At 53.4% G+C, this 18,314-nt stretch carries 15 protein-coding genes and 1 rRNA gene; 8 read left to right on the forward strand and 8 right to left on the reverse strand.

Translation table 11 applies throughout. The features are described from left to right. Positions 1 to 73 precede the first annotated feature (73 nt). Entirely contained in the window at positions 74 to 1,897 is a 1,824-nt protein-coding gene (gene typA / locus H5P17_RS14480; protein WP_020837665.1) for a ribosome-dependent GTPase TypA, read from the reverse strand. A 370-nt stretch (positions 1,898 to 2,267) separates the two neighbouring features. Between typA and glnA the strand changes: the two genes are divergently transcribed. From glnA to H5P17_RS14500, 4 genes are all read left to right on the forward strand, one after another. Beyond that, positions 2,268 to 3,677, forward strand: coding sequence for a glutamate--ammonia ligase (gene glnA / locus H5P17_RS14485; protein ID WP_020837667.1), 1,410 nt, complete (start codon positions 2,268 to 2,270; stop codon positions 3,675 to 3,677). A 184-nt stretch (positions 3,678 to 3,861) separates the two neighbouring features. Then, positions 3,862 to 4,911 (forward strand): nitrogen regulation protein NR(II), encoded by a 1,050-nt coding sequence (glnL, locus tag H5P17_RS14490; RefSeq protein ID WP_044554872.1) that lies wholly within the window; start codon positions 3,862 to 3,864, stop codon positions 4,909 to 4,911. A gap of 8 nt (positions 4,912 to 4,919) precedes the next feature. Further along, positions 4,920 to 6,332: a nitrogen regulation protein NR(I) gene (glnG, locus tag H5P17_RS14495; RefSeq protein WP_044554871.1), complete on the forward strand. Its 1,413-nt coding sequence runs from the start codon at positions 4,920 to 4,922 to the stop codon at positions 6,330 to 6,332. Between the two features lie 112 nt (positions 6,333 to 6,444). After that, complete coding sequence (locus H5P17_RS14500; protein ID WP_139285489.1) at positions 6,445 to 6,567, forward strand: YshB family small membrane protein; 123 nt, start codon at positions 6,445 to 6,447, stop codon at positions 6,565 to 6,567. A gap of 35 nt (positions 6,568 to 6,602) precedes the next feature. On the opposite strand, the gene hemN is transcribed toward H5P17_RS14500, so the two are convergent. Beyond that, positions 6,603 to 7,976, reverse strand: coding sequence for an oxygen-independent coproporphyrinogen III oxidase (gene hemN, locus H5P17_RS14505; protein WP_044554870.1), 1,374 nt, complete (start codon positions 7,974 to 7,976; stop codon positions 6,603 to 6,605). A gap of 182 nt (positions 7,977 to 8,158) precedes the next feature. Next, positions 8,159 to 8,707: a Der GTPase-activating protein YihI gene (yihI, locus tag H5P17_RS14510; protein ID WP_071827087.1), complete on the reverse strand. Its 549-nt coding sequence runs from the start codon at positions 8,705 to 8,707 to the stop codon at positions 8,159 to 8,161. Positions 8,708 to 9,458: 751 nt separating this feature from the next. On the opposite strand from yihI, the gene yihA reads away from it, so the two are divergent. Next, a complete protein-coding gene (yihA, locus tag H5P17_RS14515) occupies positions 9,459 to 10,109 on the forward strand; it encodes a ribosome biogenesis GTP-binding protein YihA/YsxC (protein WP_044554869.1) in 651 nt (216 codons plus the stop codon). Positions 10,110 to 10,640: 531 nt separating this feature from the next. Here yihA and polA read toward each other — a convergent pair. Continuing rightward, the gene (gene polA, locus H5P17_RS14520) at positions 10,641 to 13,433 is read right to left on the reverse strand and encodes a DNA polymerase I (RefSeq protein ID WP_182823597.1); all 2,793 of its coding nucleotides are present in this window, start codon (positions 13,431 to 13,433) and stop codon (positions 10,641 to 10,643) included. A 496-nt stretch (positions 13,434 to 13,929) separates the two neighbouring features. Here polA and H5P17_RS14525 point away from each other — a divergent pair, with 496 nt between their 5' ends. After that, positions 13,930 to 14,820: an acyltransferase gene (locus tag H5P17_RS14525; protein WP_182823599.1), complete on the forward strand. Its 891-nt coding sequence runs from the start codon at positions 13,930 to 13,932 to the stop codon at positions 14,818 to 14,820. 47 nt (positions 14,821 to 14,867) lie between these two features. Here H5P17_RS14525 and dsbA read toward each other — a convergent pair whose 3' ends face one another. The 3 genes from dsbA to H5P17_RS14540 form a co-directional block, all read right to left on the reverse strand. Continuing rightward, complete coding sequence (gene dsbA / locus H5P17_RS14530) at positions 14,868 to 15,491, reverse strand: thiol:disulfide interchange protein DsbA (protein ID WP_020837681.1); 624 nt, start codon at positions 15,489 to 15,491, stop codon at positions 14,868 to 14,870. Positions 15,492 to 15,520: 29 nt separating this feature from the next. Beyond that, complete coding sequence (locus tag H5P17_RS14535) at positions 15,521 to 16,507, reverse strand: serine/threonine protein kinase (RefSeq protein WP_182823601.1); 987 nt, start codon at positions 16,505 to 16,507, stop codon at positions 15,521 to 15,523. Positions 16,508 to 16,612: 105 nt separating this feature from the next. Next, entirely contained in the window at positions 16,613 to 16,882 is a 270-nt protein-coding gene (locus H5P17_RS14540; RefSeq protein WP_182823603.1) for a YihD family protein, read from the reverse strand. 151 nt (positions 16,883 to 17,033) lie between these two features. On the opposite strand from H5P17_RS14540, the gene mobA reads away from it, so the two are divergent. Both mobA and mobB read left to right on the forward strand, forming a co-directional pair. After that, on the forward strand, positions 17,034 to 17,627 hold the full coding sequence (gene mobA / locus H5P17_RS14545) for a molybdenum cofactor guanylyltransferase MobA (RefSeq protein ID WP_182823605.1): 594 nt from the start codon (positions 17,034 to 17,036) through the stop codon (positions 17,625 to 17,627). Next, complete coding sequence (mobB, locus tag H5P17_RS14550; RefSeq protein WP_044554864.1) at positions 17,620 to 18,141, forward strand: molybdopterin-guanine dinucleotide biosynthesis protein MobB; 522 nt, start codon at positions 17,620 to 17,622, stop codon at positions 18,139 to 18,141. Before mobA ends, mobB begins: the two co-directional genes overlap by 8 nt. Positions 18,142 to 18,209: 68 nt before the next feature. On the opposite strand, the gene rrf is transcribed toward mobB, so the two are convergent. Then, positions 18,210 to 18,314: ribosomal RNA gene (gene rrf / locus H5P17_RS14555) — 5S ribosomal RNA — on the reverse strand; the annotation flags it as partial.

The raw sequence follows: 18,314 nt of genomic DNA on the forward strand, positions 1-18,314 counted from the left end.
CAGAAATGGGAAAAGACAGAGGAAAAAACTCAGGGCGCTGGCGCGCCCTAAGTGTTGCAGACCCAATCAGCGATTAAGCTTCTTTAGGACCACGGCTTGCACGCTTACGATCGTTTTCCGTCAGGTGACGCTTACGGATACGGATCGAGGTTGGCGTAACTTCTACCAGTTCGTCATCATCGATGAATTCCAGAGCTTGCTCCAGGGTCATCTTGATAGCCGGAACCAGGGTAGTGGCTTCGTCAGTACCGGAAGCACGCATGTTGGTCAGCTTCTTACCGGTCAGGCAGTTCACGGTCAGGTCGTTGGAACGTGAGTGAATACCGATGATCTGGCCTTCATACACTTCCGCACCGTGACCCAGGAACAGCTTGCCGCGATCTTGCAGACCGAACAGGGCGAACGCTACCGCTTTACCCTGACCGTTGGAGATCAGCACGCCGTTCTGGCGCTGGCCAACTTCACCCGGACGCACGTCGTCGTAGTGGCTGAAGGTGGAGTACAGCAGACCGGTACCGGAGGTCATGGTCATGAACTCGTTACGGAAGCCAATCAAGCCGCGGCTTGGGATCACGTAGTCGAGACGCACACGGCCTTTACCGTCTGGATCCATGTTTTTCAGGTCAGCTTTACGCTCACCCATGGCTTGCATGACGGAACCCTGATGCTGTTCTTCGATGTCCAAGGTCACGTTTTCGAACGGCTCTTGTTTACGACCATCGATTTCACGGAAGATAACTTTCGGACGGGATACCGCCAGTTCGAAACCTTCACGACGCATGTTTTCGATCAGAACCGACAGGTGAAGTTCACCACGGCCAGATACGCGGAATGCATCAGCATCTTCAGTTTCTTCAACGCGCAGTGCCACGTTGTGCACCAGTTCCTTGTTCAGACGCTCAAGGATTTGACGCGAAGTCACAAACTTACCTTCTTTACCGCAGAATGGTGAGGTGTTGACGTTGAAGAACATGGTTACGGTCGGCTCATCTACAGACAGCGCCGGCAGTGCTTCCACTGCAGAGGTGTCACAGATGGTGTCGGAAATGTTCAGCTCGCCCAGACCGGTGATAGCGATGATGTCGCCCGCTTCAGCCAGGGTAGATTCGATACGCTCCAGACCCATGTGGCCCAGCACTTTGCCCACTTTACCGTTGCGAGTTTTACCTTCGCTATCGATGATGGTGACCTGCTGGTTTGGCTTCACTTTACCGCGCTTGATACGGCCGATGCCGATCACGCCCAGGTAGTTGTTGTAGTCCAACTGGGAGATTTGCATCTGGAATGGCGCTTCGAGCTCAACCTGCGGTGCAGACACGTGGTCTACGATCGCTTGATACAGCGGGGTCATGTCTTCCGCCATTTCGTTGTGGTCAGTACCCGCGATCCCCATCAATGCAGAAGCATAGATGATTGGGAAGTCGAGCTGCTCGTCGGTCGCGTCGAGGTTAACGAACAGGTCGAAGACCTGATCAACAACCCAATCAGGACGTGCGCCCGGACGGTCAACCTTGTTGATTACCACGATCGGCTTCAGACCATTAGCGAAGGCTTTTTTGGTCACGAAGCGGGTTTGCGGCATTGGGCCATCCATTGCATCCACAACCAGCAGCACCGAGTCAACCATTGACATCACACGCTCAACCTCACCGCCGAAGTCGGCGTGTCCTGGGGTATCCACGATGTTGATGCGGTAGTCTTTCCAATTAATGGCGGTGTTTTTTGCGAGGATGGTAATCCCACGCTCTTTCTCCAAATCGTTGGAGTCCATTACGCGTTCGGTGGCTTCTACACGCTCTCCGAAAGTACCGGATTGTTGCAGCAGCTTATCAACCAGGGTGGTCTTACCATGGTCAACGTGGGCAATAATGGCGATGTTACGCAAATTTTCGATCACAGCTTTGCCTCAGGCATTAGAAATAGCGCGCTATTGTACACGTATTAAGCGAGGGACTAAACAAGATCACAACAGTCTCTTATAAACAACTGTGTACAGGTCAGTATGTGATCCCTTTCACGGTGCAAAAAGCAGCATCCGGTGCACTTTTGCACCATTACAGTGCCCCACCCCGCATTGATTGCACCATTTAAGTGCAAAACGTCACTGATGGTGCATACTGATTCTGAGCAAAACCCGCACAGAAAGGCGATTAAAGCGCTTTGGCAAAGTTGGCACAGTTTTCGCTTTAGTCTTTTCAAGGCAAAAAAAGCCAGTTCCACAGATTCGTTCCACGACGACGACAATGATAAATCCGGGAGAGTTAAGTATGTCCGCTGAACACGTTTTGACGATGCTGAATGAGCATGAAGTGAAATTCGTAGACCTGCGTTTCACTGACACCAAGGGTAAAGAACAACACGTCACCATCCCTGCTCATCAGGTAAATGCCGACTTCTTCGAAGAAGGTAAAATGTTTGACGGTTCCTCGATCGGCGGTTGGAAAGGCATCAACGAATCTGACATGGTGCTGATGCCAGACGCCAGCACTGCGGTACTGGATCCGTTCTTCGAAGAATCCACCCTGATCATTCGCTGCGACATCCTCGAGCCAGGCACCATGCAAGGCTACGATCGTGACCCACGCTCTATCTCCAAGCGTGCAGAAGATTTCCTGCGCTCTTCCGGCATCGCGGACACCGTCCTGTTCGGGCCAGAGCCAGAATTCTTCCTGTTTGACGACATTCGTTTCGGCAGCAGCATCCGCGGTTCCCACGTGGCCATCGACGATATCGAAGGCGCATGGAACTCCGGCACCCAATACGATGGCGGCAACAAAGGCCACCGTCCGGCAGTCAAAGGCGGTTACTTCCCGGTTCCTCCGGTCGATTCCTCACAGGACATCCGTTCTACCATGTGTCTGACCATGGAAGAAATGGGCCTGGTCGTTGAAGCGCACCACCACGAAGTGGCAACCGCAGGTCAGAACGAAGTGGCAACCCGCTTCAACACCATGACCAAGAAAGCCGACGAAATCCAAATCTACAAATACGTGGTTCACAACGTGGCTCACGCATTTGGCAAAACCGCGACCTTCATGCCGAAGCCAATGTTCGGTGATAACGGTTCCGGCATGCACTGCCACATGTCGCTGTCCAAGAACGGGACTAACCTGTTCGCCGGCGACAAATACGGCGGCCTGTCTGAAACTGCCCTGTTCTACATCGGCGGTATCATCAAGCACGCTAAAGCGATCAACGCCCTGGCCAACCCGACCACCAACTCTTACAAGCGTCTGGTCCCAGGCTACGAAGCACCGGTCATGCTGGCTTATTCTGCCCGTAACCGTTCCGCTTCCATCCGTATCCCAGTGGTTGCCAGCCCGAAAGCGCGCCGTATCGAAGCCCGTTTCCCGGATCCAGCGGCTAACCCGTACCTGTGCTTCGCGGCCCTGCTGATGGCAGGCCTGGACGGTGTGATTAACAAAATCCACCCTGGCGACGCCATGGACAAAAACCTGTATGACCTGCCACCGGAAGAAGAAGCTGAAATTCCAAAAGTTGCAGGCTCCCTGGATGAAGCGCTGGCAGCACTGAGCGAAGACCGCGAGTTCCTGACCCGTGGCGGCGTATTCACTGACGACGCGATCGATGCTTACATCGATCTGCGCAAAGAAGAGATGGACCGCGTTCGCATGACGCCACACCCGGTTGAATTCGAACTGTACTACAGCGTTTAAGTTTTACCGCGCCGTCTGCGGGCGGCGCCCAGATTTAGTTGTCTTTTTTTGTTGCCGTGGAAACTTTCAGCCCATCTTCGGATGGTTTTTTTTCTCCACCGTATTTTCTGCAAAACTATTCCATACCGCGTGCATAACGGATGGAGTAGGATAGATGCACTAAAAAGGTGCAGGAGTCTGCTGTATGGCAACTGGCAAGCTGCCCGATGCTGGGCAGATCCTCAATTCTCTCATCAACAGCATCCTGCTGTTGGATGATGATCTGGCGGTTCATTACGCCAATCCGGCAGCACAACAACTGCTGGCACAAAGTTCCCGTAAACTTTTCGGTACACCCTTGCCCGATTTGCTCGGTTATTTCTCACTGAACGTCGATCTGATGCGTGAGAGCCTGCATGCCGGTCAGGGCTTTACCGATAACGAAGTGACCCTGGTGGTTGACGGGCGTGCGCATATCCTCTCCCTGACCGCACAGGCACTGCCTGATGGCTATATCCTGATCGAGCTGGCGCCCATGGATAACCAACGCCGCTTGAGCCAGGAACAACTTCAGCACGCCCAGCAAGTTGCGGCCCGCGATCTGGTCCGTGGCCTGGCGCATGAAATTAAAAACCCGCTTGGCGGACTGCGCGGTGCGGCACAGCTGCTGGCCAAGGCACTGCCCGATCCGTCGCTGACCGAATACACCAAGGTGATCATTGAGCAGGCCGACCGCTTGCGCAACCTGGTCGATCGCCTGCTCGGCCCGCAGCGACCGGGCCAGCACATAACCCAAAGCATTCATCAGGTGGCAGAGCGAGTGTGCCAACTGGTGTCGCTGGAGAAGCCGGATAACGTGACGCTGGTGCGGGACTACGACCCGAGCCTGCCTGAGATGGCGCACGACCCGGATCAAATCGAACAGGTATTGCTGAACATTACCCGCAATGCACTGCAGGCGCTGGGAGAAACTGGCGGCACCATCACGCTGCGCACTCGCACCGCTTTCCAGATTACCCTGCACGGCACCCGCTACCGGTTAGCGGCACGTATTGACGTAGAAGATGACGGCCCCGGCGTGCCGGCGCAGTTGCAAGACACGCTGTTTTACCCGATGGTCAGCGGCCGCGAAGGCGGAACCGGCCTGGGATTATCCATCGCCCGTAATCTTATCGATCAGCATTGCGGAAAAATTGAATTTAACAGTTGGCCAGGACATACCGAATTCTCGGTTTACCTGCCTATTCGCCAGTGAGGTTTTCTATGCAACGAGGGATAGTCTGGATCGTCGATGACGATAGCTCCATCCGCTGGGTGCTTGAACGCGCGCTCACTGGAGCCGGCGTGAGCTGCGTGACCTTCGACAGTGGCAATGCGGTGCTCGAAGCCCTGGCCACGCAAACTCCTGACGTGTTGCTGTCTGACATCCGCATGCCGGGTATGGATGGCCTTGCGTTGCTCAAGCAGATCAAACAGCGTCATCCGATGCTTCCGGTCATCATAATGACGGCGCATTCGGATCTCGACGCCGCCGTCAGCGCCTACCAGCAAGGGGCATTCGATTACCTGCCGAAACCCTTTGATATTGATGAAGCCGTGGCGCTGGTTGAACGCGCCATCAGCCATTATCAGGAACAGCAGCAGCCTGCGCGCAGCCAACCCGCCAACGATCCGGTGGCAGACATCATCGGTGAGGCCCCGGCGATGCAGGACGTGTTCCGCATCATCGGCCGCCTGTCACGTTCGTCGATCAGCGTACTGATCAACGGCGAATCAGGTACCGGTAAAGAGCTGGTTGCCCATGCCCTGCACCGTCACAGCCCGCGCGCCAAATCGCCCTTTATTGCGCTGAATATGGCGGCGATCCCCAAAGACCTGATCGAGTCCGAACTTTTCGGGCATGAAAAAGGGGCCTTTACCGGCGCCAATCAGATCCGTCAGGGTCGCTTTGAGCAGGCCGACGGCGGGACCTTGTTCCTGGATGAAATCGGCGATATGCCGCTGGATGTGCAAACCCGCCTGCTGCGGGTGCTGGCAGATGGCCAGTTCTATCGAGTCGGTGGTTATGCCCCGGTGAAGGTGGACGTGCGCATCATCGCCGCCACCCACCAGAACCTGGAACTGCGGGTACAGGAAGGTAAATTCCGTGAGGATTTGTTCCATCGCCTGAACGTGATCCGCGTGCACCTTCCGCCGTTGCGTGAACGTCGTGAGGATATTCCGCGTCTGGCGCGTTACTTCCTGCAGGTGGCGGCAAAGGAGCTGGGTGTGGAAGCGAAGAACCTGCATCCGGAGACTGAAACTGCACTGACGCGCCTGCCATGGCCCGGTAACGTTCGCCAGTTGGAGAACACCTGCCGCTGGTTAACCGTGATGGCTGCCGGGCAGGAGGTGCTGATTCAGGACCTGCCGAGTGAGCTGTTTGAAACCTCTGCACCAGAAACGCCCGGGCATAGCCTGCCGGACAGTTGGGCCACGCTGCTGGCACAGTGGGCGGACCGCGCGCTGCGTTCCGGTCATCAAAACCTGCTGTCGGAAGCGCAGCCGGAGATGGAACGCACCTTGCTCACCACCGCACTGCGTCATACCCAAGGGCATAAGCAGGAAGCCGCCCGTTTGCTGGGCTGGGGGCGCAATACGTTAACGCGTAAGCTGAAAGAATTGGGAATGGAATAGTTTGCGGCATTGATGATAGAAAATACAATCAAGCGCACAAAAAAACGGCTATTTCAGGCTTTACAGCCGATGGGGCCGCAGTATGATCGGGGCGCACACCCTGGAGGCTTCCATGCTGGATTCGTTAATCGCATTCATTTCTCAAGGCGCAGAACTGGGTTCTGCCGCCAGCCACACGCCGCAGGCAGCCGTTGCTGCGGTACTGTGCGCCGCCCTGATTAATTTCTTCAGTTAAAACAACGGCCGCGAAAGCGGCCGTTGTTTTACTCATCAAATAACCCGAGAGAATTGCTGGGTACGGGCCTGTTGACGCAGGTAGATATCAAAACACATGCAAATATTGCGGATCAGTAACCGGCCGCGCGGCGTAACCTGAATGCCCTGCTCGTCACGCTCCACCAGCCCATCACGTTCAAACGGCGCCAGCAATTGCAAATCCTCGGCAAAATAATCGGCAAAGTCGATACCGAACTGATGTTCTATGGTCTGATAGTCCAGTTTGAAGTTGCAGATCAGCGTTTTGATCACCTCACGCCGCAAGCAGTCGTCTTCAGTCATCGCCAGGCCGCGCCACAGTGCATGACCTTGTGCTTCGACGCTGCTGTAGTAAACCTTCAGCTCTTTCTGGTTCTGCGCATAGCTGTCCCCCAGCATGCTGATGGCGGAGACGCCCAGCCCCAGCAAATCACTGTCGCCCTGGGTGGTGTATCCCTGGAAGTTACGGTGAAGCTTTCCTTCGCGCTGCGCCACCGCCAACTCATCGTCCGGTCGTGCGAAATGATCCATACCGATAAACTGATAACCCGATTCGGTCAGGGAAGCTATGGTGTGCTGCAAGATATCCAGTTTCTGCTGTGCGCTCGGCAGATCTGCGTCTTTGATTTTTCGCTGGGCAGCAAACAGGTTCGGCATATGGGCGTAGTTAAATACGCTCAGGCGATCGGGGCTTAACGCAGCCACCCGCTGCAGGGTGTAAGCAAAGCTCTCTGGTGTTTGCTTTGGCAAGCCGTAGATCAGGTCGATATTGGTGGAATTAAAGCCAAGCGCTTTAGCGCGGGCAATCAGGGCAAAGATAAAGGCTTCATCCTGCTCGCGATTCACCAGCCGCTGCACCTCTTTATTGAAGTCCTGCACCCCCATGCTCAGGCGATTAAAACCTTCGCTGCGTAAATGATCGAGCACATCCAGCTCAATCTCACGCGGATCGATTTCGATCGACATTTCGGCATCAGGGAGGAAATCAAAGTGTTGGCGCAGCATCGCTACCAGCTGGCTGATTTGTGTCTTGCTCAGATAGGTTGGCGTACCGCCGCCCCAGTGCATCTGGCCGACCTTACGCCCGGCAAACAAAGGCGCGCGCTGAGCGATCTCCTTTGCCAGCACCGCCAGATATTCATCAGCCTTGTGCGTTTGACGCGTCACCAGCTTGTTGCAACCACAGAAATAGCAGAGCTTGTGGCAGAAAGGGATATGCACGTACAGCGACAAAGGGCGCTCAGGATAACGCGTCGCGGCGCGTTGAAACGCCGCTTCGTCGTAGCTCTGGTTGAACTCCAGCGCTGTGGGGTATGAGGTGTAACGCGGCCCTGAATAGTTATATTTCTGGATCAGGGCCAGATCCCAGACAATTGCCTGCTCTGACATGCTCACTCCTTCCGATATTTTTTTCTACCGGGCCGGGAAATGGGCAGTGGTCTACGCTGTCTGGCCGCGGAAGCGCTGCGAAAACGCTTTTTGCGTTTGGACAGCCGCCATAGTTTACCGAATAACCACAGCAGATAACACATCAAGAGTAGGGCTATTGACGGGATCAGCCACATGACGCGTTAAATTACGTCTTTCGGGTTACCGCCTTTCAGCAGTTTCAGGATATCTTCCTTTTTCTCTTCTTCTTCGTCGTCTTCATCGTCGCCCAGCTCAATGCCCAGTTGCTCCATCAGGGCATCAATGCGGTCCAGAGTCTGGTCAACATAACTCTGATCTTCTGCGCTAAGCGTCTCGCCGTCGTCAATACGATCCAGCAATGCGTCCAGACGCTCATCATTTTCCAGCTTCGCCAACTCTTCTTCCGGCGACAGACGCGGTTTGGCTTCGGCCTTAGGTTTTGGCTGCGGCTTGGCTTTTGGCTTGGCTTCAGCCACCAATGCTACCGGCACTTTACTACCAATGCGCGGATCTTTGGCCTGTGCGCCGGCCTTGTTCTTTTGATTGGCAGACTCCACCTGGGTGCGAGAACCGGAAGCAAGACCACGGCGCTTTTTCAGACGTTTGCGCTCACGGGCTTCCTGATCGAGCTCCACACGGCTTTTCTTTTTGGTTTTCGACGTCGCCGCGCTGCTGCGTGGGGCGCGAGGTGCTTTTGATGGCTGGTTCATAGCGTATGCTCTTAGGTATGTAGATTCAGTATAGAGATAGATGCTATACGATTGCGGCGGAATCTAGCAGAAAGCGAACAAAGAAAAAAGGCGGCAGGTTAAACCCGCCGCCTTTTTGCACCCTCTTTCGAAGGATATTCCTGCTACGCATTCCGTGCGCACACTCAACATCCAGGTTTTTCCTTTTGCTATAAGCGCATTCCCTGCCGCACTACTTCCTTCATCCTGAAGGGAAAATCGTCCATGGTGAAATCCGTTCGTGTCCACTCTTCCTGAGTTTGCTTCCTGCGGGCATCCCAATTGCGGTAACTTCACCATCCCTGTGCTATTTGCAAATTCTATGCAAATAGATCCATTCCTTCGGTTATTCGTCCTGGCACTCATTAGCACGTCCCGTGCTTTCCCTGAGATTTATCACCCTTCCCGGATGTTCCTTAATCCTGCACAGCCCTGTGCTGCAACTTACTTTACGCTATCAGGGGTCAGGCTCAAGGCACCCGCTGCGTAATAGGCTGATAAAAATACGCATCGGAGAATTAACATCATGTTTTATAATAAAAAGAATAAAAACAACTTTCGAATAAAAGCGACATTACCCCCTATTCGAATGGCAAATGTCTCACAAGCCTGCCCCACATAAATTGCCACACCCAACTGGCCCGGCGCTTAAAAACAGAGAAACACACCATTTTTAGCGCTGATGCAGTTATAATCGCCAACCAGTTAGCCATCCTCACGGAGACGAAAAATTTTGACCAGCAAGAATTACAATTATCATGTGACCCATTTCGTCACCAGTGCGCCCGATATTCGCCATCTGCCGGGGGATGAAGGTATTGAAGTTGCGTTCGCCGGCCGTTCTAACGCCGGTAAGTCCAGCGCGTTAAATACCCTGACCAACCAGAAAAGCCTGGCGCGTACCAGTAAAACGCCGGGCCGTACCCAGCTTATCAACCTGTTTGAAGTGGAAGAAGGCATCCGCCTGGTCGACCTGCCGGGTTATGGCTACGCCGAAGTACCTGAAGAGATGAAACGCAAGTGGCAGCGGGCGCTGGGTGAATACCTGCAAATGCGCAACTGCCTGAAAGGCCTGGTGGTGCTGATGGACATCCGCCATCCGTTGAAAGATCTCGACCAGCAGATGATCCAATGGGCTGTCGATGTCGGCACACCGGTTCTGGTTCTGCTGACCAAAGCGGACAAACTGGCATCCGGCGCGCGTAAAGCGCAACTGAATATGGTGCGTGAAGCGGTAGTGCCGTTTATGGGTGATATCCAGGTGGAAGCCTTCTCCTCGCCGAAAAAAATGGGCGTCGACAAGCTGAGCCAAAAACTGAATACCTGGTTTAACGAGATCCCACCGGAAGTACTGCCGGAAAATGACGATACCACCGGCGAATAAAATGCCGCAGGTGCCGCAATAGCCGATGTGGAAACGCATCGGCTTTTTTACGCCTGCCATTCGCGATGCAGGCTCTTTTCGTTATCTAATTACAATTCTGATAGAAATCCATCATAAATTCTTATGGTGGTTTGGCATTGAGAATCCGATGAGCAAGCCATATCGGGAGATAAACCGAAGGAAAGAGGCCGCGGGGGAATAAGAAGAACCTATGGTTTGGCTTTGTTTTTACAATAAAAAACGCCCCAGTCAATACTGACTGGGGCGGCTAAATATTCAGCCAAATCCGATTACGTGAAGTAAAAGGTCTGAAAGATAGAACATCTTACCTCTGTACCCTACGCCAGTAACTCTACATGATTTTTTCGCAGTGCAAAAGAATTTTTTGTAGTTTACTTACACAGTTTGGCGCGTAATAACGGCGAGGTTGGGGAAACAATCGCCGTATCCTGTAGCTTAATTACAAAAACTGCTTAGGTTATCGCCAGTTAGCCCATCCTTTAAGAACGAGGCCGGTGAACGACCGCACAATCAGTGAGCTTCGTCCCAGTTAGCCCCCACGCCGACATCCACTTTCAGTGGGACAGCCAGCGTCATGCTGTTTTCCATCAGCTCGCGAATGCGTTGGTTAGAGGCTTCCAGCACCGACTCATGTACCTCGAACACCAATTCATCGTGCACCTGCATGATCATACGCACCAAGGGTTCTTCCTGAGCTTGCAGCCAGGCGTCCACTTCGATCATCGCACGCTTGATGATATCGGCAGCCGTTCCTTGCATAGGGGCGTTAATCGCCGCGCGTTCGGCAGCCTTACGGCGCATGCCGTTACTGGAGCTGACATCCGGCAGATAGAGACGGCGGCCGTCCAGCGTGCTGACATAGCCCTGGCTGGCAGCCTGCTGGCGTGTGCGCTCCATATATTCCAATACGCCCGGATAACGCTCGAAGTAGAGATCCATGTAGCGCTGTGCTTCTCCACGCGGAATGCCTAATTGCCGTGCCAGACCAAACGCGCTCATGCCATAAATCAGCCCAAAGTTAATCGCCTTGGCGCTGCGGCGCTGTTCGTGGGTCACTTTATCGAGCGGCAGGCCAAACACCTCGGCCGCGGTGGCGCGGTGGATATCTTCACCGGCGGCAAAGGCCTTCAGTAACCCTTCATCCTGTGACAGATGGGCCATAATGCGCAGTTCGATTTGCGAATAGTCGGCCGCAACGATGCGGTAACCCTCAGGAGCAATAAAGGCCTGACGGATCCGGCGCCCTTCGTCGTTGCGCACCGGGATATTCTGCAGGTTAGGATCGCTGGAAGAGAGACGCCCGGTAGCCGTCACCGCCTGATGATAAGAGGTATGCACCCGACCGCTGACCGGATTGATCATCAGCGGCAGCTTGTCGGTGTAGGTGGTCTTCAGCTTCGCCAAACCACGGTATTCCAGGATCACCTTAGGCAACGGATAATCCAACGCCAGTTCGGCCAACACTTCTTCGTTAGTCGATGGAGCACCACCCGGCGTTTTCTTCAGTACCGGCAGCTTCTGCTTTTCGTACAGGATCGCCTGCAGCTGTTTGGTCGACGCCAGATTGAAAGGCTCTTCCGCCAGTTCATGGGCCTGAATTTCCAGCTCGGCCAGGCGTTTGGTCAATTCGATGGAGTGCGTGGCCAGAATGCTTTGATCAATCAGCACCCCGGTGCGTTCGATGTGCGACAACACCGGCAACAGCGGCATTTCAATCTCATTGAATACTTTCAGCAGCTCGGCGCTTTCCTTCAATTGCGGCCACATCGCCAAATGCAATTGCAAGGTAACGTCGGCATCTTCGGCAGCGTAAGGGGCCGCCTGCTCCAGCGCAATCTGGTTGAAAGTGAGCTGCTTTTTCCCCTTGCCGGCAATCTCTTCGAAGGTCACTGTTTTATGGCCGAGGTAACGATCGGACAAGCTGTCCATATCGTGACGTCCACCGACGCTGTCCAGCACATAAGACTCCAGCATGGTGTCGAAGGCAATGCCGCGCAGGGTGATGTCGTAACGCGCCAGCAGGCCCATATCGAACTTCAGATTTTGCCCGACCTTGAGCGCTTTCTCGTCTTCCAGCAGCGGCTTCAACGTGGCCAGCACATAATCGCGGTCCAGCTGCGCCGGGGCATCGAGATAGTCATGCGCTACCGGTAAATAGGCGGCTTCGCCCGGTGCAATGGCAAACGACAGGCCGATCAGATTGGCGGTCAGGGTGTCCAAGCCGTCAGTTTCGGTATCAAACGCAAATACTTCGGCTTTTTTCAGCTTTTCCAGCCACTGTGCGAAAGTGTCTTCATCCAGGATGGTGACGTAACCTTCTTGCGACAGCGTCGCTTCGGCAGGCGCTTTGTCAGCTACCGCCGTAGCCTTTGGCGCACTGGCGGCTTTCACGCCGGCACCCTTTTTGCCTTCCAGCCAAATGCCGGCTTCAACATCCGCCAGCCAGCGTTTAAATTCGTATTGTTTAAACAACTGCTGCAGCACATCGACATCCAGCGCTGATACTTCGAGATCGGCGCAGGTAAGATCCAGCTCGACGTCGGTTTTGATGGTCGCCAGCTTGTAGGAGAGGTAAGCCACCTCTTTGTTCTGCTCCAGCTTGGCCGCCATGGTCTTGGCGCCGCGGAAGCTGAGCGTGGCGATGCTGTCGAGGTTGGCATAGAGCGCATCCAGCCCTCCAAGCCCCTGTAACAGCGCCTGCGCGGTTTTTTCGCCCACACCAGGTACGCCAGGGATGTTATCCGAGGAATCGCCCATCAGCGCCAGGAAGTCGATAATCAACTCTGGCGGAATGCCGTACTTGTCGCACACTTCCTGTGGACCAAGGATGGTGTTGTTCATGGTGTTGATCAGGGTGACGTTCGGTGTGACCAACTGCGCCATGTCTTTATCACCGGTGCTGATCAGCACCGCATGGCCGGCTTTTTCTGCCTCCAGTGCCAAAGTGCCTATCACATCGTCGGCTTCTACGCCGGGCGTGACCAGCAGCGGCAATCCCATCGCCTTGACCATTTTGTGCAACGGTTCGATTTGCGCGCGCAGGTCGTCCGGCATCGGCGGCCGGTGCGATTTGTATTCTGCGAACAGCTCATCACGGAAGGTTTTTCCTTTGGCATCAAACACCACCGCAACATGGCTTGGCTGGTACTGCAGCAACAAGCTGCGCAGCATATTCAGCACGCCATACATTGCCCCGGTAGGTTCGCCCGCAGAGTTGGTCAGCGGAGGGAAGGCGTGATAAGCGCGGTAGAGGTACGAGGAACCGTCAACCAGGATTAATGGGTTTTCTGCAATCTGGGCCATAGCGTTTCTTTATCGTGATCGGACATGACGGTAAGCATGCCATAGCTGGCCGCCTGAGACGAACCTTAGCGTGCATTAAGGGCGAAAATCATGTGATTCTGCAAAGCGATCCGCAAGATCCTGCCTGTGGATAACTTTGTGCATAGAAAAGACAACAAATTATAACGATGCGTTTATCGTTATAATGAGAAATAAAAATCCTATTTAAATCACTGCGTTAAACAAAGCTATTTTAACTGAAGGTTATTATCGACTTTTACACAATTTGTGGATATAACTTGCGCCGGATTTTAATCGCACTATTAATCAAAATTGGCGCCTCAATTACCATAGCACAAGATGAGCAAGTTGCACGAAAACGCAGCAAATGCCCATTTTTTCCGCTTTAAAACAGCTACTGCTGGCGGGCATTTTCCCCCTATAATGTCGCTAAAATATTTTTTGTTCATGCATACTGGCATGTAACGCTGTTCTCACCAACCGTCAGCCTATAACCATGCCAAGATTGCTATCCCCCGTTATTTTTATCATTTCCAGCCTGCTCGCCATTTTGGTCACCGTACTGTGTTCAATCCCCATTACGATCGCCGGCGTCATTAAGTTACTGGTGCCCTTTCCTGCCGTATGGCGACGTATCTCCGCCTTCGCCGACTTTATGATGTGGTGCTGGTGCCTGGGGTTATCACTGCTATTACGTATTAACGGCCAACTGCGCTGGGATATAGAGGGGCTGGAAGGTCTGGATCGCAAAAACTGGTATCTGCTGATCAGTAATCACGAAAGCTGGTCGGATATTGTGGTGCTGTGCGTATTGTTCCGTAACCATATTCCAATGAATAAGTACTTTCTTAAACAGCAATTAGCATGGGTCCCCTTTGTCGGCCTGGCCTGCTGGGCGCTGGATATGCCCTTCATGAAACGCTATTCGCGTGCCTATTTGCTCAAACACCCGGACAAGCGCGGTAACGATATCGAGACCACACGCCGATCCTGCGAGAAGTTTCGTAAGCGTCCGACCACCATCGTTAATTTTGTCGAGGGCTCGCGTTTTACCGAAGCCAAGAAAATTAAAACTCGCTCGCCCTACCGCAATTTATTAGCGCCTAAAGCCGCCGGTATTGCTTTTACACTCAGTGCATTAGGTAAGCAGTTCGATAAGGTGTTAAACGTCACCCTGCTTTACCCGGATAATACTGAAAGGCCTTTTATGGATATGCTGTGCGGCCGGTTAAAACGCATTGTAGTAAGGGTTGAATTGCTGCCAATCGACGAAAGCATGCATGGCGATTACTTTAACGACAAGCAGTTTAAGCGACGTTTCCAGCTTTGGCTGAACACACTGTGGCAGGATAAAGACAGATTGCTGGATAGATTGAAACGGCAATAAAGTTAAAAAAAAGCCGGCTGAGCCGGCTTTTTTACTTTAAATATCGGTTACTTCTGCTCGCTGAGGAATTTAACCACGTCGGCGAATTGCTTCACGTAAGCATCCATCGAACTGGTGTCCAGACCGTCGTTTTTAACCATGTATTTGCCGTTAACAAATACCGCCGGCACGCCGCGCAGTTGCAGATCTTCTGCGGCTTTCTCCTGTTGTACCACCAGGGATTTCACCACGAAGCTGTTCAGAGCCCCATCATAATCCGCCGCGCTTACGCCAGCTTTCACAAACACGTTGCGAATATCATCAGGCGTTTGCACAGTCTGAGTTTTCTGCACCGCTTCAAACATCAACGGGCTGACTTTATCTTCCACACCCAGCGCCATTGCAACAGCCCATGCCTGAGTCAGTTGTTTACCCAACGGCCCCAGGAACTCAACGTGGTACTTGGTCATTTTAGTGCCCGCAGGCAGCGCTTTTTTCACATTTTCGGAAACGTGATAAACCTGCTCGAACTGGTAGCAGTGTGGGCAATAGAAGGAGAAGAACTCCAGTACCTGAGGTTCACCCGTCACTGGCTTGTCCAGGGTGACGTACTGAGTCCCATCGCTAAACTGCGCAGCCGAGGCACTGAATGCCATTACCATGCCAACGAGCGCCAACCAAATTTTCTTCATAAGACTAAACTCTCCATTGTGTTAAAGCTTCAATACATTGGCATCAGCTGCAGAGGGGGCTCCTGCAACAGCTTAACCTGTTCGGTGAATGCCGCCGTCTGAGATAACCAAAAATCAGACTCCGCCATCCACGGAAAACTTTTAGGGAACGCAGGATCTTGCCAACGGCGAGCGACCCATGCCAGGTAGTAAACCATACGCATAGCACGCAGCGGCTCGATCAACGCCAACTCACTTTGATCAAACTCGGCAAACTCTGAGTACGCTTCCAACAAAATATCTAACTGCATCAAACGATCGCGACGCTCACCGTGCAACAACATCCACAGATCCTGTATCGCCGGCCCGTTACGCGCGTCATCAAGATCAACAAACAGTGGGCCATCGCGCCACAGGATATTGCCCGGATGGCAGTCACCGTGCAAACGCCGCGGCTGCCAATCCTGATGCCAATGCTGTTTGATCGCCTCAATCAGCTTGTCAGTCGCTGCAAGAAAGCTGTCACGCTGCGCTTTGGGCAACAGCTCGCAGCCCGCCAAAACCTGACGCGGTATAGTGAGGTACTCCTCGAAGCCCATCGTCGGACGTTCAACAAACAGGCTTTCGCTGCCCACCTGATGAATGCGCCCCAGGAAACGGCCAACCCACTCCAGTTGATCGAGATTGTCGATCTCATACTGCCGCCCGCCAACGCTGGGAAAAACCGTAAAAAAGAAACCGTTGTGCGTATGCAGCGTATTGCCCTGCAGGACTAATGGCGCAACTGCAGGGATCTCCGCCAGAGCAAGATCGTGGGAGAACTGATGTTCTTCACCAATTTGTTTCGCGCTCCAACGTTCGGGCCGATAAAACTTCACCACATAACGCTTACGATCCTCGTCCATAAACTGATAGACGCGGTTTTCGTAACTGTTAAGCGCCGTTAGCCCGGAGTCTACACGCAGGCCAACCCCTTCCAGCGCGTCCATAATCAGGTCGGGCGACAGGGTCTGAAAATTAAAAGCTGAGTTGTTCATAACAACATTCGGTTTCGTTTGGGTGACATCACAATGCCGGGATTGAGAAATAGTAGCATTAATGACGGGCTGCACGAGCAACGGCTTCACCCTGGCGCACGAATGCTAATCCTTGATCACGCCACGGGCGCGTAGCAATGCCGTTTTGAAGTCTTCCTCATAATCCTTTTTCAGGCCAGGGATCTGTTCGCTGCCGGCGCTGCCGCGCATTTTCAAATGGTAGATCAGGATATCATCGCTCAGTTCAGCCAGATTGTCCTGAAAGCCAGCTTCTTGCGCCAACTTCTGCAAAAACTGGATCAGATTAAGATCCGGATCTTCCTGCCAGGCCGGGTGCAGAAGCTCAATCAGCTCGTTTACGCGGTGCGTTTTCATCGCAATATTGTCCAATAGAATCAATAAACACACAAAGTAACAGGCTTGCCAACGCAGTGAAAGAAGCAGCTTGTCAATAAAGGTAAATCCTGATGCCATACCGGCTTTAGCGCTACAATCATGGCGTTAGTCACAATGCGGAATTTGAAATATGCATGAAGAGATTACCGGCATTATTCTGGCCGGAGGGCGTGCCACCCGCATGGGCGGGGAAGATAAAGGACTGGTTCCGGTTGCCGGCATCCCCCTGTATCAGTACGTGCTTACCCGACTACGGCCGCAGGTCGGGCCGATAGCCATCAACGCCAATCGCAATCAAGCGCGGTATAGGGAAAGCGGCCTGCCGATAATCGGCGATCTGACCCCTGACTTTTCAGGCCCGCTCGCCGGTATGCTGGCCGGCCTGAAATACGCGACGACCGAATGGGTAGCCTTTGTGCCCTGTGATGTTCCTGACTTTCCTGCAACGCTCATCGAGAAACTCTGGCAACAAAAAGGAAGTGCGATAGCCGCCTATGCCAGTGATGGGGAACGGGCGCACCCAACGCTGGCGCTATTGCACACCAGTCTGGCGACTCCGTTGGAGGATTATCTGGCCCGCGGTGAACGCAAGCTGATGCTGTTCCTGGCGGCAGCAGGTGCTCAACAGATAGCGTTTGAAGGGCAACAGATGGCATTCCATAATCTTAATACACAAGAAGACTGCCAAAATTGGCTGCTGGAGAAAGAAACTCCCCATGGATAGTACTCTGCAACCTCCTCTGCTCGCCATTGCTGCCTATAGCGGCACGGGTAAAACCACCCTGCTTAAACAATTGATTCCTTTATTAAAGCAGCGGAAAATCCGCGTAGGGCTGATCAAACATACCCATCATGATATGGATGTCGATACCCCCGGCAAAGACAGTTATGAACTGCGCAAAGCCGGTGCCGACCAAACATTGGTCGCCAGCGATCGTCGCTGGGCATTAATGACTGAAACGCCGGAACAACCCCCGCTGGATCTGCAATATTTGGCGAGTCGTTTTGATACTGGCAAGGTGGATATCATTTTAGTCGAGGGGTTCAAGCATGAGCCTATCAGTAAAATCATTCTCTATCGTGAAGAGATAGGCAGACCGCTGGAGGATATGCTGGACGAGTTCGTTATCGCCGTTGCCAGCGATCGGTTAATCACTGGAAAGGCCAGACTGTTGGACCTTAATGATCCAGAGTGCATCGCTGACTTTATCGCCGACTGGTTAAAAAGCGCAGCCTAGCTGCGCCTTTTTTCTTTTGCGCACAGCAAAAAGGCCATCCTTGCGGATGGCCTCTTGGCTTGATTGATGCCTGGCAGTGTCCTACTCTCGCATGGGGAGACCCCACACTACCATCGGCGCTACGGCGTTTCACTTCTGAGTTCGGCATGGGGTCAGGTGGGACCACCGCGCTA

Source organism: Serratia sp. OS31 (genome assembly GCF_014164835.1).
GTDB lineage: Bacteria > Pseudomonadota > Gammaproteobacteria > Enterobacterales > Enterobacteriaceae > Serratia > Serratia liquefaciens_A.